The sequence below is a fragment of the Alkalinema sp. FACHB-956 genome, assembly GCF_014697025.1.
Lineage (GTDB): Bacteria > Cyanobacteriota > Cyanobacteriia > Leptolyngbyales > Leptolyngbyaceae > Alkalinema.
This window is the reverse complement of sequence record NZ_JACJRC010000018.1, coordinates 60,796-84,938: the sequence shown is the minus strand read 5'-3', so window position 1 is coordinate 84,938 and position 24,143 is coordinate 60,796. Positions and strand designations below refer to the sequence as shown.

The window sequence follows — 24,143 nt, the reverse complement described above, 5'->3', positions numbered from 1 at the left end:
CATTAACAAACGTCATTAGCAGTCATCATTTCACTAATCAATTTTCACTAGTCGATTTTCACTAGTCGATTTCTACTACAGCATTTTTCGCCTAAATTCCTGCTTTTACTCCTTAACTTGCAGATTTCTCAGCTTATGCAAGATTCAGGGAGACTCCTGCAAACTTCTGATGCATTCCAGCCCTCAAATCACGATTACCACCTTGCCCTGGACCTGCCGCTGTTCTAGATGACGAATTGCGTCAGGTAGCTCACTGAGGGGATAGCGACGATCGAGCACAGGTCGCACCTGTCCCGCTTCAATCATCGCTTTCAATGTGGCTAAATCCGCTTGATTCGGCGCAGACATCAAACATTTCACTTGGCGTTGACTGCGTTTCGACAGCCACCCCCCAAATAGCAACGCCCGGAAAATTTGCCACGTATCCCCGCCCACCATGACGTAGATTCCCTGGGGCTTCAGCATTGGAAGTAAACGATCGAAAGGCGCATAGGCCGCTGCATCAAAAATTAAGTCATACTGGTTCTGCCAATCCGCCTCTGGAATTTGCTGAGAATCCACCACTTCATCCGCCCCCAGCGATCGTACCATTGCCATCTTCTGGGGACGACAGACTGCCGTCACCGTTGCGCCCCCCGCTTTCGCCATTTGCACCGCATAGGAACCGACGCCCCCCGATGCCCCTGTGATTAAGACCTTCTGTCCCGGCTGTACCTGTCCCACATCCCGCAAGCCATGCAGCGCTGCCAAGGCAGACACAGGCACCGTAGCCGCCTGCTCCAAGGTCAAATTGTCCGGCTTCAGTCCCAATGCCGTCTCTGGAACTGCCACATATTCCGCAAACGCCCCAAACCCACAGGCTGACAAATCCCCAAACACCTCATCGCCAGGTTGGAACTGCGTCACTGCTGCCCCCACGGCTTCCACCCGTCCCGCCATATCCGTCCCGATCGTGGGGATTTTGGGTGTGAACCAGCCTCCATAGATCAACCGCACCAAAAACGGCTGTCCCCGCATCAAATGCCAGTCGCCTGCATGAACCGAAGCTGCATGGACTCTGACGAGAACTTCGTTGGCTTTCGGGATCGGTTGCGCCACCTCAGCCACGGAGAGAACCGCTGGAGAGCCATATTTCGATTGCACGATCGCTTTCATTTGAACTCCTCCAATACTTACGGCGTAAGTTGATTTCCCTCACTCTAACATACGGTGTAAGTTCGTGAAATAATCAATCTAGTAGCAAACTCATCCTCTCCTCTACCCTCCTACCCTTTCCGCCGTCCCATGCCCCGAAAAAAACAGGCTCCAACCAAAACAAGCAGTCCCGCGCTTCCCCTTAGCCGCGATCGGGTGTTGCAAGCTGCTTTGCAGTTGGCGGATCGGGAGGGATTGGATGCACTGTCAATGCGGAATTTAGCACAGAAATTAAGCGTCCAGGCCATGTCCCTGTACAACCATGTGGCGAATAAAGATGACCTGATCGACGGAATGGTTGATTTAGTTGTAGGGGAAATTGTATTACCGCAAATTACCGCAGATTGGCAGTCAGAAATGCGTAAACGAGCGATTTCAGCCCATCAGGTCTTGCTCGATCATCCCTGGGCCACGTTGCCCCTCGTTTCTCGTATTAACGTTGGCCCGTCTATGCTGCGCTATATCGATGCGACCCTCGGCTGTTTGCGGGAAGCTGGGTTTTCCTGGGAAATGGCCGATCATGCTTGGAATGCGATCGACAGCCATGTGTATGGATTCACCTTGCAGGAGTTAAATTTTCCGATCGCGGCAGAGGATTATGCAACAACCGCCCAAGCATTTCTACCCCTGATTCCAGCTGATCAGTATCCCTACATGCATGCAATCTCCCAGGAAGTGATCACAAAACGCTATGACGGATTACATCCCTTCGAACTTGGACTTGATTTACTGTTGGCCGGTTTAGATCAATTGCGCGATCGGATATAAATCTGTTGAATCCATAATCGATTTAATCCATCGATTTCCCATCCTGAGCCAAATGGGACAGTCCGACTACCGCTTGTCCCAAAGCGATACCGCCATCATTCGGTGGGATTTTCTGGGGCCAGTAGAGTGGGTATCCTAAATGATGTAGGCGTTGAATAGACTGTTCTAGTAACCATTGATTTTGGAAGCACCCACCGGATAACACAATGGTTGATAACTCACTTCGCTGTGCGATTGCTACAATGATTTCCACTAGGGTCTGGTGCAACTTAAGGGCAATGGTGGATTGAGACACCGATCGCTGTAAATCTTGCAAAATCCCCTGCACGATCGGCTGCCAATCGATCACTACAGGGACGTCCTGCGGATTTAGTGTTTGAGCGAGATGAAAGGGGTAACTAGACGGATGGCGTGAAGCTTCGATCGCCCCTGCAACACAGGCAAACTCCACCGCCATTGCCGCTTGGCCTTCAAACGTGCTGATCTGTACCAAATCGAGTAGAGAAGCCACGCCATCAAATAACCGTCCTACACTCGAGGTCATAGGACAATTGATCGATCGCTGTAACATTTGGCTGAAGACCGATCGCTCCTGTTCTGTGAACGCTTTCACAATCGGTAAATCCAGCGTATCCCCCTGTTCCCAAACGGTAGTCCCAAAGAGTTCATAGAGCAAGGCGATCGCGACTCGACGGGGTTCCCGCACGGCTTTCTCTCCACCCAGTAATCGAAAGGGCTTGAACGTTGCCAACCGTTGAAAGTCCGTCAGGGTCGTGATCATAAATTCGCCTCCCCAGAGCGTCCCATCGGCCCCGTATCCTGTCCCATCCCAGGCAACGCCCAGAACCGGTTGACTCAGTTGATGTTCCGCCATACAGGCGGCAATATGGGCATGGTGATGTTGTACACCCAGCGGCGCGATCGTTTTATCCTGGGCATACCGGGTGGAAAAATAATCAGGATGCAAATCACAGGCAATCTTAGGCGTATGAACTTCATAGATCTGCTGTAGCGACTCTGTCATGGCATGAAAGGTTGTGGCTGTTGCAGTATTATCTAAATCCCCTAAATGTTGACTAAGTAGAATATTTACTGGATTAGAATCATGATTGTAAGAACTTTCAGGCGAGGGATCGCTTTCTAGCTTGCTTCCTAAATCACTGACACGATCGGGAATTGTTAGCGCGATCGTGGATTTCAAATGCCCACCGACGGCAAGGACTGGCGATTCAAGCCTGAGGGCAGGGATATTGATTGTAATCGGTAAAGGCGCATAGCCCCGCGCCCGTCTTAATAGCATGGCCTGTTCTGAGGACTGACCCGTTTCCCGAACAGTTATGATCTGAACCACGGAATCATCGACCGGACGGACAATGGGGCGATCGTGGACTAGAAAATAATCGGCGATTGAACTTAATTGGCGAACGGCCTCCCATTCATCAATACAAATAGGTTCCCCTGAAAGATTGCCACTAGTTGCCACAACTGGGCTGCGTAACTCCGCCATTAACAAATGATGGAGTGGCGTGTAGGGTAACATAACGCCCAAATAGGGATTATGGGGGGCAATTAAAGCCTTTTGTAGGTGCGAACATGTCCAATCGCGGTGATGGGGAAGCAGAACGATCGGGGCTGCTGGAGCGGTTAAGATTTGGGCAGATCGATCGCTGACTTGGCAATCCGCTTGGATGGCAGCTAATGAAGGATACAGGAGGGCAAAGGGTTTGTCAGGGCGATGTTTCCGCTGCCGTAACTGGGCGATCGCGGTGGCATTATAGGCATCAACCCAGAATTGAAATCCCCCCAATCCTTTGATCGCCACAATCTTCCCTTGGCGAATAGCAGCCACCGTTGCCATAAGGGCTGCATCTCCAGTGGCCAGTGGATTTCCTTGCTGATCCCACAGGGCAAGCTGCGGCCCACAGTTGGGACAAGCGATCGGCTGGGCATGAAATCGTCGATCCTGGGGATGGTCGTACTCTGCTCGGCAGGCATCACACAGAATGAAATCCCGCATCGTTGTATTGGGTCGATCGTAGGGTAAGCGTTGCAGAATGCTATAGCGTGGCCCGCAGTGGGTACAGTTGATAAAGGGATAGCGATACCGTCGATCGTGCGGGTCAAAGAGTTCCCGCAAACAGGCAGAACAGGTTGCTAAGTCTGGGAGAATCAGGGTTGTTGCGGACTGTACCTGACTCGCTCGAATTTCGAAGGGTTGGTTGCTGACTTGATTTCCAACCTGATTTCCAACCTGATTTCCAACGTTACCGCTTCCAGAATTACTTATATAATCATCAACGCAATCAGTCCTACGATCGTCAACATATTCGACTATTGTACGAGTTATCCGTTGAATCTGGCCATGGGAGGGTAAATCTTGTTGTAATCGATCGGAAAACTGCTGCAATCGATCGATCGTACCTTCAACCTCAATGACAACGCCCTGCGCATCATTTTGTACCCAGCCTGCTAAACCCAATTCTGTCGCCAATTGATAGACAAACGGACGAAAACCAATGCCTTGAACAATTCCTGAAACCTGGAGTCGTTGTCGTAGAATAGAATGCATACCATTCACTTCATGACTTTAATGACAAGGTGACCCATAGTACCCTCCTCTGGAAGCAGGACATCATATACTTTCAATCTTAAGGTCCACCAGAGTTTCCAGTCTCGATCGCCAATAAACCTTAAAATTTATAGTCAGGGTAATGCTCAGGGTAATACTCAGCGGGATTGCCAGGTGTTGTGCCAAGCTTGGGCAAGCTGACGGATTTCCTGAAGTTCCGGCGCAGGCATTTTATCTAAGTTCGCTAAAATAAAGCTCATCCGGCCTTGTTGGGTTAACTTTTCCCGGTGACGATCGAGGAAATCCCAGTAAAAAAAATTAAAGGGACAGGCTTTGTCGCCCACTCGTAGCTTGGGATTAAACTGACAGCCTTTGCAGTAATCACTCATTTTATTAATATAGTTCGCTGAGGCTGCATAGGGCTTGGAGGCCAGCAGTCCTCCATCCGCATACTGACCCATGCCAATTACATTCGTTTGCATCACCCAGTCATAGGCATCAATGTAGGCTGCATGGAACCATTGTTCAATTGCCTGGGGTGAAATGCCAGCAATCAGGGCAAAATTATTCAATACCATTAAGCGTTGGATGTGGTGTGCATAGCCCAATCGTTCTGTCTGATCGAGGCATTGCTGCAAACAATTCATCGGGGCTTGACTCGCATCCCAAAAGAATGCAGGGAGAGGGTTTTGATGCCCGAACCAGTTATTGTCAGAATAGTCCTCTGGACTGAAAACATAGACTCCCCGCATATATTCCCGCCAACCGATGACCTGACGAATAAACCCTTCCACACTGTTCAGGGGGAGATCATCACGCTGATGGAAGGCTGATTCGACTTGCTGTACCACTTCGATCGGATGCAATAGGCCCAAATTCAAATAGGGTGACAGCAGGGAATGCCATAACGTATCCTGCCCAGTCACCATGGCATCTTCGTAGGGGCCAAAGGTGGTTAATCGGGTGCTGATAAAATGCGTGACAACCTGTTGAGCCTGCGATCGCGTTACAGCCCAACCAAACCGATCGAGTCGTCCGTAGGTCGGACAATCCAAATTTTGCACTTTTTGGATGACAGTTTGGGTGATGGCATCGGGTTCAAACCACAGGGGCGCGGGGGGCTGGAAAGTTGGGTCATTCTTTTTTGGGGGTTTCCGATTGTCTTTGTCAAAATTCCAACTGCCACCGATCGGTTGTCCAGCCTCATCCATCAGCAAATTGAACCGTTTACGACTGGCCCGATAAAAATCCTCCATCAACAGCCGTTTGCGAGATTGCGCCCATTGCGTAAATTCCTCGGCACTCCAGAGAAATTGATGATTGGGAACGATCGTGAGACGACAGGGTAAATCTAAGGTCTCCAACAATCGGGCAAACGGTTTATCGATCGGGGCCATGACCTGCAATTCCGTGATCTGCTGCGCCTCAATCCAAGCGACGAGCGGCGATCGGAAATCCTCCGCTTCAGCATAGGTGACCTGCCAGCCTTGCTGTTGGAGCGCCTGGGCAAAGTGACGCATGGCCGACCACACCAATACGAGCTTTTGTTGGTGGTAGGGCCGAACCCGGATATGGGCTAGGGACTCAATCAAGATAATGGGGCTAGAGGGGCTGAGTGCAGTCAGGGCTGCATGGTGAGGCGAAAGCTGATCACCCAAAATCCAAAGTCCGATCGTCATATCAACCGTGCTGACAATACTGTTCTGACAATACCGTGCTTACAATACCGTGCTTACAAAACCATTGTGATAATACACGGATTATCAGGGAGTCTGACGTGCCTGGGCGATCGTATAAAGTGCGTCAATTTGCTGGGACAGTAAGAGGGGTAGGGCTTGGGTGATCGTCTCAATGTCCCAATCCCACCAACGAATTTCCAGCAGTTTTGCCACCTCTGCCTCACTAAATCGCTGGCGAATGGGACGCGCTGGATTTCCGCCCACGATCGTATAGGGGGGAACCTCTTTGACGACCACCGATTTCGCTGCAATCACCGCTCCATCTCCAATCTGCACTCCCGGCATAATCACCGACTCATACCCAATCCAAACATCATTACCAATTACCGTGTCGCCCCGACTCGGCAGATTTAACATCTGGTCAAGGTAGAGTTCCCAGCCCTGTCCAAAAATCGGAAATGGATAGGTAGAAATGCTGTCCAATTTATGGTTGGCTCCATTCATAATAAATTTCACGCCCGTCGCGATCGCGCAAAATTTACCAATGATGAGTCGATCTACACCATAGTTATAGAGAACATTGCGTTCAAATCCTTCGGGATCGCTGGGGTCATCGTAGTATGAATAATCACCTACAATGATGTTGGGCGCGGTCAGACAATTTTTAATGAAACAGACCCTAGGATGAGCCGCGATGGGGTGACTTTGATTGGGATCGGGGCCGGAATGCATGCCACAACCTTCCTGTATAATGTTGAACGATCTACTCAAGTATTGGCTGTCAAGCGTTGACTGTCAGTGTTCGGATCATCCTTGATCAAAACTCATTAACGCATAATACAGCGTCAGGGACTGTTGACTTAGCCTCGCCTTAAGCAGACAGTGAATATAATGAATTGACAATTACGAGTGATAATACGAAAAGAATTGATTGAGCACATATTATCGAACACATATTGTAGATTATATTATTGATCTAGATTACAGGATTAATCTAGATTGCATTATTGGTATAGATTGCATCTATTGATCGCATTTCCTCTAAAGTTCAATTATTTTTGGGAAAATCAAAAAAGAGAACTTCGATAGTTAATTTAGCGCGTTATTGAGCGTATAAACAGGGAATAGAGCGTGAAACCTCGGATCCTGCTGTTGGATTGAATGCTCACAAGGGTGCATCCTCAAAGCTAATTAGCACTAAATATAGTATTGAAAAAATCTAGTAATCACTAAATGTGGTAACGACGCTCTGAAATGCCTCCGTTGAACAGTGACATCTTGCCATTCTCCAGCAACCGGCTGATACACTGGAAGGAGGGTAGCATTGCAGATCGATCGCGATCCACCAAGATTTCTTGCCGTCCACCCGATAGCACATCCATCTTGTCTTAACGCTTGTTCACCCTTACGTTAAATTGTGGATTAATCTAATCGGAATAAATTATGATCAGAGACAAATGATGGTTGATCGAGCCGATATTCTAATTGTTGATGACAAAGCAGACAATGTGCGGCTATTGTCGGAAATTTTAGGGAGTGAGGGGTATAAATCCCGCAAAGTTTTGAGTGGATCCCATGCCCTAGACTCAGCCCAGTTGGATCCTCCTGACCTGATCCTGTTGGATATCATGATGCCAGGAATGGATGGATATGAGACTTGCCAACAATTAAAAGCCAATCCCCGAACTCAGGAGATTCCCATCATTTTCTTGAGCGCCTTGAGTGATACCGAGGATAAGGTGAAGGCCTTGGAGTTGGGAGGTGTTGACTATATTACCAAACCTTTTCAGAAAGAAGAAGTGATTGCCCGGGTCAAAACCCATCTGCGCATTCAAAACCTGACCCAAACCCTCAGAGCACAAAATATTCAGCTTGCAGAGGAAATCGAACACCGAAAAACGGTTGAAGTCGCTTTAAAACAAGCCTTGGAGGATTTGAAAACCACTCAACAACAAATGATTGCCCACGAGAAGTTGGCGGCTCTGGGGACGCTCACCGCTGGCATTGCCCACGAACTGCGCAATCCTCTGAATTTTGTGAATAACTATGCTGAGGGTTCGATCGAATTGTTAGATGAGCTGCGGGACTTAATAGAACCCTACACCTCCAAACTGGAACCAGAGATTCAGGCAGCAATCCGAGAATTGATGCTCGATCTCAAAACCAATTCAGGCACCATTCACCTCCACGGGCAGCGGGCGGAACAGATTATTAGTAGCATGATGCAGCATGCTCGGATGGAAAATAGTCTACCTCAGTTGACCGATTTGAACGGTTTATTAGATGAAGCAGTGGACTTAACTTACCATAGCAAACGTGCTCAGAATGTAGGATTTAACATTACCATCCACCGTAATTATGGCTCGAACATTGGACAACTCAAACTGTTACCCAGTGAGTTGTGCCGTGCATTTATCAACCTGATTGATAATGCGTTCTATGCAATACAAAGCAAACAAAAACTTGTAGGAAAAGATTTTGTTCCAATGCTGCTGTTAACAACTCAGCAATTGGAAAATAGTGTCCAGATTTGCATTCAAGACAACGGTATCGGAATTCAGCCGGACTACCAGGGTAAGATTTTTGAGCCGTTTTTTACCACGAAGCCGACGGGAGAAGGGACGGGCTTAGGGCTCTCCATGGCCTATGAAATTATCGTCAGGCAACATAATGGCATGCTCAAGCTAGATACAGAGCCAGGAATGCATACCACGTTTGTGGTGACGTTACCGATTTCTGGGTAATTCCGTTGACTACCCTAAATGGCGTACTGAACCGATCGCGAGTACTGATTTGATCTATTTAACTGAACACAGAGAAAAATGACACCTGTGAGAATCCTAGTCGTAGATGACGAACTAGAGCTAGAACGCTTGATTAAGCAGCGTTTCAGGAAGCAGATCACAGCAAAGACGATGGATTTTATCTTTGCTGCGAATGGGATTGAGGCGCTCCATCGGTTACAGCACGATCGGCAAATTGATATGGTGTTAACGGATCTCAATATGCCGGAAATGGATGGCTTCACCTTGATGCAGCATTTGCCGAAGGTTAATGATACCCTCAAGGTTGTGGTTATCTCTGCCTATAATGATATGGCTCGGATTCGGCAAGCCATGAACGCAGGGGCCTTTGACTTTTTAACGAAACCGATCGACTTTCACGATCTCAAACAAACGATCGAAAAAACGATCGAGTCTGTGCAAAGACTCAGACATCAAAAAATTCAAGCCCAACAATTCCAGGAAGCCTTACTAGAAGCAGCCTTTCATGACACTTTGACGGGGCTGCCCAATCGCCGAGGGCTGTGCCATCATCTCAATCACCTCTTTGATCAGCCTAAGCTGCCCATGGAGCACACGACAGCCGTCCTATTTATTGACCTCGATGGATTTAAGCAGGTCAACGATGAGTTAGGTCATTTGATAGGCGACGAACTGTTGAAGCAGGTTGCCCAGCGATTAGTCCCCTGTTTGAGGGAGGGCGATCTGGTTGCACGCCTCGGCGGTGATGAATTTGTTATTGTGCTCTCCAGTATTGTGGATGGCACAGTGGCGATCGCGGTAGTGGAGCGCATCCAAGCCCAATTGAAAAAGCCGTTTGAGCTGGGAGGCGTGCAAATTGTGATTGGGGCCAGTATCGGCATTACGATCGGCAAGTTAACTGACCAGCCCCCAGAAGATTTGCTCAGAGAAGCCGATCTTGCGATGTATTCAGCGAAAGCCCAGGGAAAGGGCTGCTATGTCTTGTTTAATGCGATACAACAGCCTTAGACGATAGGTGACGTCTCCAGATATAGTTGAGTGGAATATCGCTTCGCTCAATCTAGTTGAGTCATCTATGAGTCGTCCCACCATCCTCTGTGTTCATGATGAGCAAAGTATTCTCCTCACCTTAAATGCTCAGTTATCAACGCAGTTTCCTAATTATGCGATCGAACTGGCGACAAGTTCCCGCCAAGCCCTGACCGTGGTGGAGGATCTGTTGGCTCAAGGGATTGAGGTGCCCTTGGTGATTGCTGATTGTGGGCTATTAGGAGGTGCAGGGGAGGATCTGTTGGCTCAACTTCATGCCGAGCATCCGCAGATCGTCAAGGTGTTGCTGGTTGGGGTAGTCCAGACCCAGGATTTGGTCAATGTGATTAATCGAGGAAATTTCTATCGCTTGATTGCCCAACCTTGGAGTGCGGCTGATCTCCAAACGATCGTGACGGATGCGTTGCAACGCTATAGGCAAGAACAGCATGGGCAAGAACGGCATGGGCAAGAACAGCAATATAAGCAAGAACAGCAATATGAGCAAGAACAGCAATATAAGCAAGAACAGCCATGGGGACAACAGCAAGCCACTCTCCAGGCAACAATTCGAGATCTGGAGGCCCAGAATGAAGCGCTGATCAGCGATCGTCAACAAGCAGAAGCCTTGTACCGAGAAAGTGAACAGCGTTATACCACCCTTGCTGAAGCTTCGCCCGTTGGAATTTTCCGGAATAATGCGCAGGGTGAAATGGTCTATGGCAACGATCGCTGGTTTGAAATGACTGGCCTGTCGCGCGAACAAGGTACGGGGATGAATTGGCTACAGGCTATCCACCCAGATTGGCGCGATCGCCTTGTCCAATCCTGGGATTACGTCATCCAAGAACAGGCTCATCACGACATTGAAAGTTGTCTACAATTGCCCGATGGTCAAATTAAGTGGGTCTATTGTCAAGTCCAACCCGAAAGAGACGCTCAAGGCAATGTCAGTGGCTATATGGGAACCTTGACAGATATTACGGAACTGAAGCAAGTTGAAGAAGCGCTACGGGTTAGCGAGGAACGTTTACAACTGGCGTTAGAAGGATCAGGGGATGGGTTATGGGATTGGAACCTGATCACTGATGAAATGTATTTGAGTCCACGTTGGTGGGAAATGTTGGGTTATGGGGTGGATGAACTACCGAGCAATGTCCAAACTTGGCACCAGTTAATGCATCCTGGCGATCGACCTTGGGTCATCGAAATTTTGCAAGCCCATTTACAAGATGGTTCACAACCCTATGCCTTTGACTACCGGATGCTGTGTAAGTCCGGTGCATGGAAATGGATTACCAACTACGGCAAGGTTGTGGTTCGCGACGATACGGGTAAACCTTTGCGGATGACGGGAACCCACCGTGATATTAGCGATCGCAAGCGAGCAGAAGAAGCGGCTAAATTCCGTCAGCAACAGGTCATTTCTTTGCTTAATAATATTCCCCATATGGCATGGCTCAAGGATCGAGAAGGCCATTTTCTATCTGTGAATGAGCCCTTTGGACAAGCCTGTGGCTATCATCCTTCGCAATTAGTGGGTCTCACGGATGGGGATATTTGGCCCCAGGATTTGGCGAAATCCTATCAGCAGGACGATCGTGAAGTCATGGAGTCCGGCCACCAAAAGCGGGTTGAGGAATTTTGGGTCAACCCTAATGGCACCACAAGATGGATTGAAACGATTAAAACCCCTGTGTTTGATGACTATGGGGAGTCGATCGGAACCGTAGGAATTGCGATGGATATTACTGAACGCAAACGCTCAGAACAAATCCTACAACAGATCAATCAAGAGTTAGAACAACGGGTACAACAGCGAACTCAAGAATTACAACAACAAACTCAACTATTACAAATTATCTTGAATAGTATTGGAGATGGGGTATTAGTTGCCAATACGAGTGGAGAAATTATTTTACATAACCCTGCTGCCGAAAATATTCCAGGGTTAGGGGTTTCAATTACTTCCGATGCATTACAAAATTTTTGGGGCATTTATTTACCAGGGGGTATTCCCTGTGCTGCGGATCAACTCCCTTTGATGCGTGCAATGCAAGGAGAATCCATCGATCAAGCGGAAATGGTTCTCCGTAATATTTTCCATCCAGAAGGGATCTATATTGAAGTGACTGCTCGTCCTTTATACGATAGCCATCATGTGCTCATTGGTGGTGTTGCGGTTTTACGCAATGTGACCGATCGTAAGCAAGCGGAACAAGCCCTTCGCGCAGAAAGATTACGGTTACAACTAGCGTTGGAAGCGGCTGAAATGGGGACTTGGGAAGCCAATTTTGAAACTGGGATTTGGTCAGAAAAAACAGAAGCTATTTTTGGCTATGAACCAGGAACCTTTCCCGGCGATCGTGAAGCTTTCCTCCAGCTTGTGTATCAGGAAGATCAGGAACGGGTGTTTCAAGCGCTCAGCCACAGCTTCACCACAGGTACACCCTACAATGTTGAATATCGGATTAATCGTAAGGATGGAGAACTGCGATGGGTGGCAGTTCGAGGGAAAGTCCTTCCGCCCGAAGATAACGAAAGTGCAAGAATGATTGGTGTGGCGGTTGATATTACCGATCGCAAACAGATAGAAGAATCCATGCGCTTTAGCCAAGAACAGTTGCAGTTGGCGCTGGAGGGATCGGGGGATGGCTTGTGGGATTGGGATGTCGCAACGGGGCAGGCTTATTTCAGTCCTCGCTGGCTGGGGATGTTGGGCTATGAGGCTGATGAATTACCAGGTCACGTAGAAACTTGGGCAAAAATGCTGCATCCGGATGATAAAGATCGCGTGATGATGCAACTCCATGCCCATTTGCAAGATCAAATTCCCTATCGAGTGGAACATCGTGCGCGTTCGAAAACGGGGGAATGGCGGTGGATTGCAACCTATGGCAAAGTGGTTCGTTGGAATTCCATGGGTCAGCCGATCCGGATGGTGGGATTGCAACGGGATATTACCGATCGCAAGCAGGCAGAAATTGCCCTCCAAGAATCTCAGCGTTTTCTACAAACTGTAATTGATACATTTCCTCTAGTGGTCTTTTGGAAAGATTGTAATTCTGTCTATTTAGGGTGTAATCAAAAATCAGCAGAGGCTGCTGGTTTGGCCTCTCCGGCAGAGATTGTTGGAAAAACAGATGCTGATTTACCTTGGGGGCAGACCCATGCTGAGCTATATCGGGTGGACGATCGGGAGGTCTTAAATTCGGGCGTTGCAAAACTAGGGATTATTGAAACACAATTGCGTGCAGATGGGTCTTTTATTTGGATTGAAACCAATAAATTGCCGTTGTATAACTTGCAGGGGGAAATCGTTGGTTTGTTGGGAACCTATCAAGATATTACCGATCGTAAGCAAGCGGAGGAAGCGTTACGAGATAGTGAAGAACGGCTACGTTTGGCTTTAATGGCTGCAAAGCAAGGGCTCTATGATCTTAATCTTCGAACAGGCAAGGTCATTGTCAGCCCTGAATATGCCACGATGTTGGAGTATGCCCCTGATGAGTTCCAGGAAACTAGTACGCAATGGCTAGAAAGACTCCATCCAGAAGATTTTGATAAAGGGCTGGCCCTTTATCAAGCCTATATCCAAGGGCTTGTATCAGAGCATGTTTTAGAATTTCGGCAGCGTACAAAAACCGGGAAATGGAAATGGATTTTGTCATTAGGGAAATTGGTTGCTTGGGATGCGGAGGGCAATCCTGTACGCATGATGGGAACCCATACCGATATTGATGAGCGTAAGGCCAATGAAGCAGCTTTACTGCAAGCTAAATTAGAGCTGGAGGATCGGGTTGAGCAACGGACGACTGAACTCCGTTTGTCCAAGGAAGCTGCGGAAGCGGCTAATCGTGCTAAAAGTGTCTTTTTAGCAAATATGAGCCATGAGCTCCGTACCCCACTGAATGCTATTCTTGGGTTTAGTCAATTGTTAAGCCGTAGTCAAATATTAACCTTAGAACAACGGAAACAAATTGGCATTATTAATCGTAGTGGGGAACATTTACTAAACCTGATCAATGACATTTTAGAGATGTCTAAAATTGAAGCTGGACGAGTTACTTTAACGCCGCAAAATTTTGATCTTTACCAGCTTCTGAAAAATTTAGAGGAGATGTTTTATCTGAGATCTCAATCTAAAGGTTTGCAGATCATCGTGAGTTATGCTGAAAACCTGCCGCAATATATTTGTACCGATGAGAACAAGTTACGCCAAGTGTTAATCAATCTAATGAGTAATGCCATTAAATTTACTCAGCAAGGCTACGTTCGTTTGCAAGTCCAATTAGTGGCTGCGGCCCCAGTGCCTGGTGCTCAACGGCTGTTCTCCGCTTCTTCTGGCCCGTCTATGGGGTCGCCGATGCTGCCGGAGGTTATTCTGCGCTTTGCCGTGGAAGATACTGGGCCTGGCATTGCTCCCTTGGAACAGGAATCCTTATTTGAGCCTTTTGTTCAAGCACAGGCGGGCCAAAAATCTCTCGAAGGAACTGGTTTAGGGCTACCGATCAGTCGTCAATTTGTGCGCTTGTTAGGGGGAGAATTAACCTGCCATAGCACGCTAGGTCAGGGATCAGTTTTTCAATTTGAAATTCCAGGAATCCCGGTTCAGGCAACCCACTTTGTTTCTCAACGATCGCGCTGTCGTGTAACGGGATTACAAGGAGGCCAGAGGACTTACCGATTGTTGGTTGTGGAAGATAATTGTGAAAACCGTCAGTTTTTAGTGCAGTTACTAGAATGCGTTGGATTTGAGGTGCAAGAAGCTGAAAATGGACAAGAGGCGATCGGGATTTGGCAACAATGGCAGCCCCACTTAGTGTGGATGGATATACGCATGCCAACTATGGATGGCTATGAAGCCACTCGAAGAATTCGCACATTAGAAATTGAGCAGGGCAATGATTCCTCCCTGGTTAGAACTAAAATTCTTGCATTGACTGCGAGTGCGTTTGAAGATGAACGGGTTGCAATTTTGGCTTCAGGCTGTGATGATTTAGTTTGTAAACCAATCACAGAAGAAATTCTGTTTAACAAGCTGGCTGAGCATTTAGATGTTTGCTATATCTATGAAGAGGAACCGATCGCTGCAATGCCCTCTGAAATAATTGTAGGTGAAAAAGTTGCCTTTACCAATTGGCAAGACCTCTCTCCTGATTGGGTTAATCGATTACAACGAGCGGCTAGAATTGCGGATGAAGAGCTGATTCTCCATTTGCTAGATGAAATTTCTTCCACTCAATTGCCTTTGGCTAATCAGCTTCGAAGTTGGGTTGAGATCTTAGAACTTGATAAACTCATCGAATTCACGATCGAAGCAAGTCAGTTTCTCCAAAACTCCAACTCACAAAATTCCGACCAACAAAACTCCGATCTATAATCCCAAGAGCTATTGGTTGAGAATGGGTTGAGGTCTGTCCGGCTGGGCATAACGGCCTACCTGATAGTGCTGGATTAGGCGATTGTGTGGGGTTTTGGGCTGGGACTCTTGATGAAAGTGGGTAATACGGACATGTAAAAGATTGGGCATTTCTTGGCGGCAACGACGGCATAGCCAATACAGTTCATTTCCGCGAGCATGTCGTAATAGGGTATCAGAGCAGCAAGGACAGTGGCTGGAGGAAGGGTCAAGTAGATTTTCTTGTAAAGAATCTTTCATGTTTCTGAGAAGGCAAAAAATGTTAGGGAAATCTAGGGGGATATAGATTGGAGAGAAAATAGGACGCGGGGGCTATATTGGGAAAAATTTTGAAGAAAATCTCAGACTACTTTACTTGATTGGATAGCTTTACTGGATTAGATAGTTTTACTGGACTAGATTACTGCGTTAGACTGCCTGATTTGATGAGGAATATGGTAAGGGAAATATTGCAATTAAACTTCAGCTATCACGTTGAAATCAGCTAGCCATATTTGCTAAGAACTGATTTCCTATGCTTAAGCAGATAGATGATTAATTAAGGTTCTAGAGTATTTACAGTGGTGGAAAAGCTATAAAATTGTGACAGGATTCAAGAAAGACTTAATTTAATAAATCTAATTTAATAAATCTAATTTAATAAATGTATACTTCAAACCAATCGTAGATCTTATCAAGCTGTTCTGAGGTGACTAGGCCATACTGCCAAAGAACGATCGGTAGAATACCTGAATCTGAGCCAGATTGTTTCAGACCTAATTGAATGGCTTCAGAGGATAACCTCATCTCGTTTCGTAAAAAATAAAGCATTTTAGGAAAGTATGGTGGAAGCATCATCCTGTACCTTTTCGAGAGACAACTATGATATTCTGAGACCAGATATTGGTGGGCTAGATATTGATGAACTAGATATTAGTAAATTAAATACTAGTGAATTAGATACTAGTGAGCGAACTAGTTTTTAGATAGATTATTTTTGGATATATGATTGACTAGTAGATGTAATGAAGCTTGCAACTGAACTAGAGGAGAGCACGATCGAGATAACCCTACGATCGTTGAATTGAGTCAAAATAGATAGCGTCCATGGCCGCTTATGCTAGAATTTTGTGGGCATTAAATGCCATTTTTAATCAGGTGACGAATAACATTATCCTTAATTAGAAGCTGGCGAGAGATTTCTAACAGGAGTTCTCGCATCTGTTCTTCAGATAAATTGTAGCTATTGACTTCAAAGGAACGAATGCTGAATTGCTGTTCTACCGATAAATCAAAGCACTCGGGCAACATATTTTACCTCCATTAAGCAATAGATATAGAAACCTAGGGGCATAGCAGGAACACTTTAGGAGAACGGTGGAACTTAAACGCATCTCAACTGAGCCGAGTCCCAAGGAGATTAAAGGCAGTTTTTCCTGGGTTTTGCGTATCAGGTCAACCGCCTTTAACAGGGTGTGGACAACTGGATGATTTAAACTAGGCGTGACGGGCCATAAGTCCCCATAGGAAGATAGCCAGCATAGAACCTAATACTGCTACAACCAACCCTGGAATACTGAGGGAAGCCGCAGTTAACTGTAGTGTTCCAGTTGCGAGTAAGCTGTAGAGACTTCCTCCCAAAAAGGCACCCACAATCCCTAGAATCATCGTTGCTAGGATACCGCCACCTTGAGTACCGGGATAAATTGCTTTTGCGATCGCGCCAGCCAACAGACCAAGAATAACCCATGCGATAAGATTCATGATTTTGTCTCCTTCGTTGAACTAAAATTTTTAACGTTTGTAAGGATGTTCTGAATTGCGAACTCTGGTGGATTTAAGTGAGTTACTTAATGCCGTTTCGCTTTCGATACATTCAGAATAAGGCTCCTACTCCTGGAATTAGTCTCCCAGATTAGAGAATCCGGCGGAATCAAAAGGAGTAGCCTCTGATTGGTGGGTGATGTCTTGGATTCCCAAGCCCGCAAGGGGAATTTTGGAAAGCTTCTACTTTAGGGAGACAGAATTCGTGGAGCAGGGGACTATAGTGAAATCACAGACGAGAACCGCTTGTTAACGAGAACCGTTGATTAATGTGAACTGCTTGTTAACGAGAACCGTTTGTTAATGAACTCAAGGAGCTAACGAATTATGGATAAGCTTGGTGTAGAACGAGATACCTACGATCGTGGCATTATTCCTGCTGAAACCGCTGCCCGTAAGGAGCGCGAAGAAGAAAATTATAAGCAGGTGCCTGATGAAAATCCAGAAGGAGGCTATACAGTAGACAACGAAGGGCTTCTTAACAACTATGCCATTGAGCCAGAAATGTATTATGAAGTCCCTGGTGACATTCAAGAAGCTGAAGAAGCTGAAGAAGAAGAACAAAAATAAGGGATGAAATCGACCTAGTCCAACGTCTTTGACTCTCCTCTAGCGTTATCAGCAAAGTTATGATCAATTCGTTGATTTGTAACTTTGCTTTTTTGTTGTTTTGGGTCAGACGCTATTCAGCTACCCCTGGAGTCACTGGTAGAGTTTGCTTCCTGCGTCGTACACGATCGAGCCTGTACTCACCGATCGAGAAATCAGTCTTTACAATCTGAAACCAAAGCCGATCTCGCTACAAAATTTAATCCCCCTGTACGGTTGACGGAAAAAGCGATCGCCGCTACATTGCTATAGTTAAGCAGCAATAGGACGTTCAAACCCTGCTGCTGCTACGCCCAAAAAACTAGCGCGATCGCAATGAGATTCCCGCCTCAGAACGATCGCTAAGCCCCCAAGCTGTTCGAGCCAGCATGGTTGCCTGGATTGCATTTTAGCACCCCAAGCCGCCCTGTTTCGCCATGTCAGAAAACGGGGCGGCTAGCTTTTTGGGTTTTCCTCGTCCATTGACTTCACGTTTGGAGGAAACCCAATGACCCGCTATACCAAGAAAATCAAGCTACAACTGAGCGGTGACGCTGATGCTGTTGATGCTGCAATTGGCATTTTGCACGTTATCAATTTCATCAGCGCCCACGAATGGAGTCAAACCGTCCGCAAACGGGGCGAACCTACCGTCGTGCGCGTTGCGGCTCGGGAGATTATGCTAGAAGGCTAATTGTTCAACGTTTTCCTCGTATCGATACAGGGCGATCGATACGAGGAGAAGTGTGGCGACCCAAGCTTTTATGGTTTTGAGAAACCTAAGGGGGAGCGGTCTACCACTACGCTTAAGATACAAGGGGAGAATTCAGTCCTTGGGATGACGGCAGTGGTGGTGGACGAACTGCCGGGATGGGTGAGCTGCCGGGAGTGGCACAGACTGCTACACCAACCATTATGAACAGATTGTCATAGGGTCTTAGAGTTGAGAAATAGGTGTTGTAGAGTGTAAATTATCGATTCTCTTAGGATGGCTTGACTGATGCTGCCTTCTACGAAGTGTGCCTCCCTTGCTGCGCTGATGTTTTTGGCTACTGTTCCTGGTGCCTGGGGGTTGGATTGGAGATCTTCAGCTTCTGCCCAAGCTGAAACAGGTTTTCTGGCTGCTCAGCAACCCATTGCACAGCCATCCCTAGAGTCAATACAACAGACCCTGGAAACTGCAAAACAGCATTATCGCAAAGCAGAATTCAAACAAGCGATCGCGCTGTATCAAGGGGTTTTAGTGAGATCTGGGATTGATAGCGCGACCCAAGCAGAAGTTCTCACTCGATTAGGTGAGATTGATTTGTGGATCAATCAAGGGCAACAGGCTGAAGGTAAGTTACAACAAGCACTTCAATTAACTCGTGAGATCAAAGATCGTAGGAGAGAAGGTGAGGTGTTAGCGTTGCTGGGTTGGGCTGCTCGGAATCGTCAAGATTATGCGAAATCATTGGAATTAGCTCGCCAAGCACTCACGATCGCTCAACAAATAGGCGATCGCAAGGGAGAATCGCTAGCCCAGATAATTATGGGAAGTGTGTTTTGTGTTCAAACTCAATTTCCCAAAGCGTTAGACACCTTGCAGGATGTCTTGAAAGATGCTGAGGCTGTCGATGATAAAGAGTATATGCCGTTTACCTACTATTGGCTGGCACTTACTTACTATGGGTTAAAGGACTTTAACCAGGCGAATGCGATGATTCAGCGGCAGCAAGCGCTGAGTCAGGAGATTGGTTATCGAGCTGCGGAGTATAGTGGATTGCAGATAGTTGCAGCATTTCAGCAACCGAAGACCGAGCAGGTGTTGCAGGTTTATCAAAAGCAATTAGCGATCGCTCAGGCTGCGGAAAATCCTTGGTTTGAACGATCGGTGTTGCTAGAAATGGGTGGGTTATATGCGAATCAAAAACAACTCTCTCAGGCATTGGAGGCTTATGAGAAGGCACTAGCCATTGCTAGGACGATCGATGATGAATCTGTGGGTGAGGTTGAGAACCGGATTGGCAATACGTTTTATCGGATGGAGCAATATCCAAAAGCGTTGGAGGCGTACCAGCGATCGCTCACAGCTTATCAAAAAACGACCAATCAATCTGCCCTCGCACGAGTTTGGATGAACTTTGGAGAGACTTATCGACAGCTTAAGCAAGATCCTAAATCCCTAGAAGCATTTCAGCAAGCGTTAGTAATTTATCAAAAAGTTAATAATGAATCAGCTATTGGTGATGTGAAAGAACGAATTGGTGATGCGTTTTATCGGATGAAGCAATATGATCAATCGATCGAGTTTTATCAACAAGCCTTGACAATCTACGAAAAACTGAACCAACCGCCCCAAATTGCCCAGGTTTGGTCGGATCTGGGGTGGGCTTATTACAGGAATAAACAATATCCCCAAGCCTTAGCTGCCTACCAAAAAGAGCTAGAGATTGCTCGTACAATCCAGAATCGTGCCTTGGAATTGAGTGCATTAAAAGGACAAGGTTTTGTCTACAGCGGACAGGGAGAGAGTTTGTCTGAGGCAACTGAGTATCAAGCTGCGATCGCAGCCTATGAAAAATCATTAGTGATCTGGCAGCAAGTCCAAACTCTGGCTAGAGAACTCAAAGATGATTCGTCAGAACAGGATGCAATTTTCTTTATCCAGAATTATTATTTTGATCTAGGTTATATATTTGATCATCAAAATCAGTATGCAGAGGCTGTGACTTCCTATCAGCAAGGATTGAAATTTTGGAGACAGCATCGCGATCGCTTGCTAAAAGATCGATTTATCGAGACAGAGCAACAATTGCTGAGCCAATTGGGAATTGCTTACTCTAATAATGGACAGTATTCCCAAGCTTTAGCTATATACCAAGAGCTTTTGAGGATTGCAGAACAGCAAAATAATTTTCAAAAGCAACAAAAAACTCTACGTTTTATATCATCTATCTATAGCCAACTAGGGGAGCATAAAAAATCATTGGAAACTAGTCAGCAGACGTTGGCGATCGTGCGGGAAAAATTAAAAAAGGATCCTTATAATGAAATGCACGCATTAATTCGAGTTGCGCAGTCTTTAGGGGATTTAGGCCAGCTTGAGGCAGCGTTAAAGTTTTACCAAGAAGCGTTAGTCATTGCCCGTAGTCAAAAAAATATTTCAAGTGAAGTCGCTTTACTCAATAACATCAGTAATAATTACTCTAACAGAGGGGACTATTTGCAAGCACTGAACCTACAACAGAAAGCACTAAACCAATTACAAACAGCAATTCAGCAACTGCAATCTGGAAATACTAAGGCGGAGGATCAACTGTGCGGGATAAAAGAAATTAATGATCCACAGTTGTGTCTGAAAATTTTTCAGCTTAGTCTTAGTTCATTGTTGAATAACCTGGCATTTGTCTATGATGGCTTGGGGCGTTATCCTGAAGCACTGAAAACTCACGAGCAAGGGTTAGCGATCGCCCAGCAATATAAGGATTTAGATCGCCAAACCACCTTCCTCAATAATATTGGTAATGTTTACCTTGCCATAGGTGACTACCCCAAAGCATTAGATGTTTTACAGCAAGCGATGAAAATTGCTCTTGCATCTGGTGCTCGTTCCATGCAAGGCAGAATTCTCAATAATATCGGACGAGTCTATGATGAGCAGGGACAAACGACTAAAGCTCTCAGTTACCTTCAGCAAAGCCTAGAAGTAGCACAAGCTATACAGTCTCCTGCGGCGGAAGCAACCGCGTTGAATAACCTCGCAGGCATCTACAGCACGCAAGGAGATTTCGAGCGGGCCTTGGAATTTCATCAGCGATCGATCTCCATCAAACGTCAATATGGCTTTGAGATTGTGACTGCTTTAAATAATATTGCAGTGCTTTATATAGATCAGGGTAAATATGATCTGGCTGTGGAGCAGTTGCAGCAGTCACTAGAAATGGCCCGCAAGACAGGTGATCTCCCTAATGAGGTAATTATACTGCGGAACATCGGAGAAGTTTATCATGCCCAATCGAGCTACGCGAAAGCACTGGAGTTTTATCAGCAAGCACAGGCATTGTCCCAAAAGATGGGAAGCCGTTCTAGTGAATTTGTAGGCTTACTAGCGCAGGGGCGTGTTTATGTCAATTTAGGTCAGTACTCTCAAGGCTTGGAACGATTGCAGCGATCTTTGTTACTCAGTCGTGAACTAGGGGAAAAAAATAGTGAAGCGTCTACCCTTATCCACATTGCCAACGTATATCGCAAGCAAAAAAACTACCCGCAGGCGCTTCAGGTATACCAGCAATCGCTAACGCTGTTTCGGGAAACTGGTAATCTCTCCATGCAGAGCGTGATCTTTCAGAGAATAGCCGAGACTTACGAAAAACAGGGAAATTGGGCTCAAGCTGAAAGATTTTTACAGGACGCTTTGGCCCTGCAACGCAAAATTGGATTGCGCCCACGGGAAGCATCGACGCTGAATACCTTGGGACAAGTTTATCTGGCGCAAGGTCAGGTGCAAGCAGCGCAGGAGGCGTTACAGCAAGCATTGAACATCGCTCAGACTGTGAACGATCGTACGACCCAAGCAGAAGCCTTAGCAACGCTAGGCAAACTCTTTCAAACCCAACCCGAACTGGCGATCGCGTTTTATAAACAATCTGTGAATACCTACGAAGGTATTCGAACTAGCAATCGTAGCCTATCCAAAGAACAGCAGGAATCCTACACCCAAACCATTGCCGATACCTATCGACAACTTGCCGATTTACTCCTTTCCCAAGGCCGTATCGGTGAAGCTCAGAAAGTCCTAGAACTCCTAAAAATTCAAGAAATCAACGCAGTTACTGAAGGCACCCGTTCCGCTACCCCCCTCACCCAAGTTCCCCTCACCCAAATCGAACAGGAAATCATCAAAAAATACAACTCCCTAATCGCCTTCGGCCAACAACGCGATACCTGTAAACAAACCAACTGCCCCAAACTGGAAGAATACAACCAAACCTACCGCAACCTCACCGCCGCCTACGACCAATTTATTGAAGGCGTTAAAACCCAACTTATAAAAGAACGGGACACAGCGATCGCCGCGAGCACCGACGACTTCAGCGGCGGAGCCCGAAAAATCGTCGATACCCAACCCAACACCGTCCTGATTTATCCCCTCGTCCTCAAAGATAAAACCCGTATCCTCTGGGCCTCTAAAGGCGGCGTCCTCAGTCAAACCGAATGTCCCCTCGGTGAAGCCCAACTCTCCAAACTGGTCGAACAATTCCGCACCGACCTCCAAAATAGTACCGACCTGACCCCCGTTCAAACCACAGGCCAGCAACTCTACCAATGCCTCCTGCCCCAAAAACTCCGTAACGAACTCACCCAAAACAAGATCACCAACCTCATCTTCGTACCCGATCGCGTCACCAACTACATCCCCATGGCCGCCCTCTACGACGGCAAACAATATTTGATCGAACAATACAGCGTTTCCAATATTCTCTCCGTCAGCCTCACCGACACCCAAGCCACACTCCCCGATCGCCCCTCCGTCTTGGGTTTTGGCCTTTCCCAACCCGTCACCCTAACCAATCCCACCCGTGAATTTAGTAGCCTTCCCTACGTCACCTACGAACTCGATAACATTGTCAAAAGTGATGCTAAAACCGATTCCCGTGGCGTTCTTAATGGTATCACTTGGCTCGATCGTGACTTCTCTCGCAAAACGCTGGAAGCCCAACTTGCCCAGTACAAGCCCAACATTCTCCATATTGCAACCCATGGTGAATTTGTTCCCACAGCCCCTCGTACCTCCTACCTGGTTCTCGGTGATAGTACCCCCTACGAAATCTCCCAAATTCAATATCTAGAAGATCTGCAAAATGTCCATCTCGTCGTCCTCTCTGCCTGCGAAACTGCCCTGGGAGGCAGCGATCGTAATGGCTCAGAAGTTGCGGGAATTGCCGCCTATTTCCTCAGCAGCAACGCCAAAGCCAAAGCTGTTCTCGCCTCCCTCTGGAAAGTGAATGACCCCGCCACCAGTCTGCTGATGTCAGAGTTTTACCAGAATCTCACCCCCGGCAAGAGCAAAACCCAAGCCCTGCGCCAAGTCCAACTCAAGTTCATCAACAGCCAACTTACGCTCCAAGATGCCGCCGATCGAGCCGGAGCCCGCCGCTACATCCCCAACCAAAAACGCCCCAACCATCTTTCCCATCCCTACTATTGGGCACCGTTTATTCTGATGGGGAATAACTTGTAGGCAGGGTTATTTGTACTGGATGCCTCTTGCAAAGTCTTGCTACATTGATGCTTCAGCAATTTTTCCATAACCTCTGTATGGCTGGAATGATGAATGCATACAA

The 24,143-nt window shown here is 46.9% G+C and carries 15 protein-coding genes; 7 read left to right on the top strand and 8 right to left on the bottom strand.

Annotated features, from left to right (window positions below):
• Nucleotides 1–183: 183 nt before the first annotated feature.
• Nucleotides 184–1,155 carry an NAD(P)-dependent alcohol dehydrogenase gene (locus H6G21_RS17860; protein WP_190574763.1) on the bottom strand — a complete coding sequence of 324 codons (972 nt, stop codon included), beginning with the start codon at nucleotides 1,153–1,155 and terminating at the stop codon, nucleotides 184–186.
• A gap of 129 nt (nucleotides 1,156–1,284) precedes the next feature.
• Between H6G21_RS17860 and H6G21_RS17855 the strand changes: the two genes are divergently transcribed.
• Nucleotides 1,285–1,962 carry a TetR/AcrR family transcriptional regulator C-terminal domain-containing protein gene (locus H6G21_RS17855; RefSeq protein WP_190574762.1) on the top strand — a complete coding sequence of 226 codons (678 nt, stop codon included), beginning with the start codon at nucleotides 1,285–1,287 and terminating at the stop codon, nucleotides 1,960–1,962.
• A 22-nt stretch (nucleotides 1,963–1,984) separates the two neighbouring features.
• Here the strand turns inward: H6G21_RS17855 and H6G21_RS17850 are convergent, their stop codons facing one another.
• The 4 genes from H6G21_RS17850 to H6G21_RS17835 all read right to left on the bottom strand — a co-directional run bounded on the left by H6G21_RS17850 (nucleotide 1,985) and on the right by H6G21_RS17835 (nucleotide 7,592).
• Entirely contained in the window at nucleotides 1,985–4,531 is a 2,547-nt protein-coding gene (locus tag H6G21_RS17850; protein ID WP_190574761.1) for a carbamoyltransferase HypF, read from the bottom strand.
• Between the two features lie 158 nt (nucleotides 4,532–4,689).
• Nucleotides 4,690–6,210: a cryptochrome/photolyase family protein gene (locus tag H6G21_RS17845; protein ID WP_190574760.1), complete on the bottom strand. Its 1,521-nt coding sequence runs from the start codon at nucleotides 6,208–6,210 to the stop codon at nucleotides 4,690–4,692.
• 84 nt (nucleotides 6,211–6,294) lie between these two features.
• A complete protein-coding gene (locus H6G21_RS17840) occupies nucleotides 6,295–6,942 on the bottom strand; it encodes a CatB-related O-acetyltransferase (RefSeq protein ID WP_190574759.1) in 648 nt (215 codons plus the stop codon).
• Nucleotides 6,943–7,439: 497 nt separating this feature from the next.
• A complete protein-coding gene (locus H6G21_RS17835; protein ID WP_190574758.1) occupies nucleotides 7,440–7,592 on the bottom strand; it encodes a hypothetical protein in 153 nt (50 codons plus the stop codon).
• Between the two features lie 75 nt (nucleotides 7,593–7,667).
• On the opposite strand from H6G21_RS17835, the gene H6G21_RS17830 reads away from it, so the two are divergent.
• The 3 genes from H6G21_RS17830 to H6G21_RS17820 all read left to right on the top strand — a co-directional run bounded on the left by H6G21_RS17830 (nucleotide 7,668) and on the right by H6G21_RS17820 (nucleotide 15,387).
• The gene (locus H6G21_RS17830; protein ID WP_190574757.1) at nucleotides 7,668–8,954 is read left to right on the top strand and encodes a response regulator; all 1,287 of its coding nucleotides are present in this window, start codon (nucleotides 7,668–7,670) and stop codon (nucleotides 8,952–8,954) included.
• A 78-nt stretch (nucleotides 8,955–9,032) separates the two neighbouring features.
• A complete protein-coding gene (locus H6G21_RS17825) occupies nucleotides 9,033–9,983 on the top strand; it encodes a diguanylate cyclase (protein ID WP_190574756.1) in 951 nt (316 codons plus the stop codon).
• Nucleotides 9,984–10,050: 67 nt separating this feature from the next.
• Nucleotides 10,051–15,387 carry a PAS domain S-box protein gene (locus H6G21_RS17820; protein ID WP_190574755.1) on the top strand — a complete coding sequence of 1,779 codons (5,337 nt, stop codon included), beginning with the start codon at nucleotides 10,051–10,053 and terminating at the stop codon, nucleotides 15,385–15,387.
• Nucleotides 15,388–16,062: 675 nt separating this feature from the next.
• On the opposite strand, the gene H6G21_RS17815 is transcribed toward H6G21_RS17820, so the two are convergent.
• The 3 genes from H6G21_RS17815 to H6G21_RS17805 all read right to left on the bottom strand — a co-directional run bounded on the left by H6G21_RS17815 (nucleotide 16,063) and on the right by H6G21_RS17805 (nucleotide 17,169).
• Entirely contained in the window at nucleotides 16,063–16,236 is a 174-nt protein-coding gene (locus H6G21_RS17815) for a DUF2949 domain-containing protein (protein ID WP_347278039.1), read from the bottom strand.
• 306 nt (nucleotides 16,237–16,542) lie between these two features.
• Nucleotides 16,543–16,716 (bottom strand): NblA/ycf18 family protein, encoded by a 174-nt coding sequence (locus H6G21_RS17810; protein ID WP_190574754.1) that lies wholly within the window; start codon nucleotides 16,714–16,716, stop codon nucleotides 16,543–16,545.
• Between the two features lie 186 nt (nucleotides 16,717–16,902).
• On the bottom strand, nucleotides 16,903–17,169 hold the full coding sequence (locus tag H6G21_RS17805; protein WP_190574753.1) for a GlsB/YeaQ/YmgE family stress response membrane protein: 267 nt from the start codon (nucleotides 17,167–17,169) through the stop codon (nucleotides 16,903–16,905).
• A 387-nt stretch (nucleotides 17,170–17,556) separates the two neighbouring features.
• Here H6G21_RS17805 and H6G21_RS17800 point away from each other — a divergent pair, with 387 nt between their 5' ends.
• The 3 genes from H6G21_RS17800 (at nucleotide 17,557) to H6G21_RS17790 (ending at nucleotide 24,040) form a co-directional block, all read left to right on the top strand.
• Nucleotides 17,557–17,799: a hypothetical protein gene (locus H6G21_RS17800; protein ID WP_190574752.1), complete on the top strand. Its 243-nt coding sequence runs from the start codon at nucleotides 17,557–17,559 to the stop codon at nucleotides 17,797–17,799.
• A gap of 526 nt (nucleotides 17,800–18,325) precedes the next feature.
• A complete protein-coding gene (locus H6G21_RS17795; RefSeq protein WP_190574133.1) occupies nucleotides 18,326–18,511 on the top strand; it encodes a hypothetical protein in 186 nt (61 codons plus the stop codon).
• A gap of 306 nt (nucleotides 18,512–18,817) precedes the next feature.
• Complete coding sequence (locus H6G21_RS17790) at nucleotides 18,818–24,040, top strand: tetratricopeptide repeat protein (RefSeq protein WP_190574751.1); 5,223 nt, start codon at nucleotides 18,818–18,820, stop codon at nucleotides 24,038–24,040.
• Nucleotides 24,041–24,143: the final 103 nt, after the last annotated feature.

Excerpts from the sequence above, each read along its gene's own strand:
- H6G21_RS17830 (WP_190574757.1), top strand. The coding sequence starts at position 7,668 with ATGATGGTTGATCGAGCCGATATTCTAATTGTTGATGACAAAGCAGAC.
- H6G21_RS17840 (WP_190574759.1), bottom strand. The coding sequence starts at position 6,942 with ATGCATTCCGGCCCCGATCCCAATCAAAGTCACCCCATCGCGGCTCAT.
- H6G21_RS17855 (WP_190574762.1), top strand. The coding sequence starts at position 1,285 with ATGCCCCGAAAAAAACAGGCTCCAACCAAAACAAGCAGTCCCGCGCTT.
- H6G21_RS17805 (WP_190574753.1), bottom strand. The coding sequence starts at position 17,169 with ATGAATCTTATCGCATGGGTTATTCTTGGTCTGTTGGCTGGCGCGATC.
- H6G21_RS17800 (WP_190574752.1), top strand. The coding sequence starts at position 17,557 with ATGGATAAGCTTGGTGTAGAACGAGATACCTACGATCGTGGCATTATT.
- H6G21_RS17790 (WP_190574751.1), top strand. The coding sequence starts at position 18,818 with ATGCTGCCTTCTACGAAGTGTGCCTCCCTTGCTGCGCTGATGTTTTTG.
- H6G21_RS17795 (WP_190574133.1), top strand. The coding sequence starts at position 18,326 with ATGACCCGCTATACCAAGAAAATCAAGCTACAACTGAGCGGTGACGCT.
- H6G21_RS17825 (WP_190574756.1), top strand. The coding sequence starts at position 9,033 with ATGACACCTGTGAGAATCCTAGTCGTAGATGACGAACTAGAGCTAGAA.
- H6G21_RS17835 (WP_190574758.1), bottom strand. The coding sequence starts at position 7,592 with ATGGATGTGCTATCGGGTGGACGGCAAGAAATCTTGGTGGATCGCGAT.
- H6G21_RS17820 (WP_190574755.1), top strand. The coding sequence starts at position 10,051 with ATGAGTCGTCCCACCATCCTCTGTGTTCATGATGAGCAAAGTATTCTC.
- H6G21_RS17845 (WP_190574760.1), bottom strand. The coding sequence starts at position 6,210 with ATGACGATCGGACTTTGGATTTTGGGTGATCAGCTTTCGCCTCACCAT.
- H6G21_RS17810 (WP_190574754.1), bottom strand. The coding sequence starts at position 16,716 with ATGTTGCCCGAGTGCTTTGATTTATCGGTAGAACAGCAATTCAGCATT.
- H6G21_RS17860 (WP_190574763.1), bottom strand. The coding sequence starts at position 1,155 with ATGAAAGCGATCGTGCAATCGAAATATGGCTCTCCAGCGGTTCTCTCC.
- H6G21_RS17850 (WP_190574761.1), bottom strand. The coding sequence starts at position 4,531 with ATGCATTCTATTCTACGACAACGACTCCAGGTTTCAGGAATTGTTCAA.
- H6G21_RS17815 (WP_347278039.1), bottom strand. The coding sequence starts at position 16,236 with ATGCTTTATTTTTTACGAAACGAGATGAGGTTATCCTCTGAAGCCATT.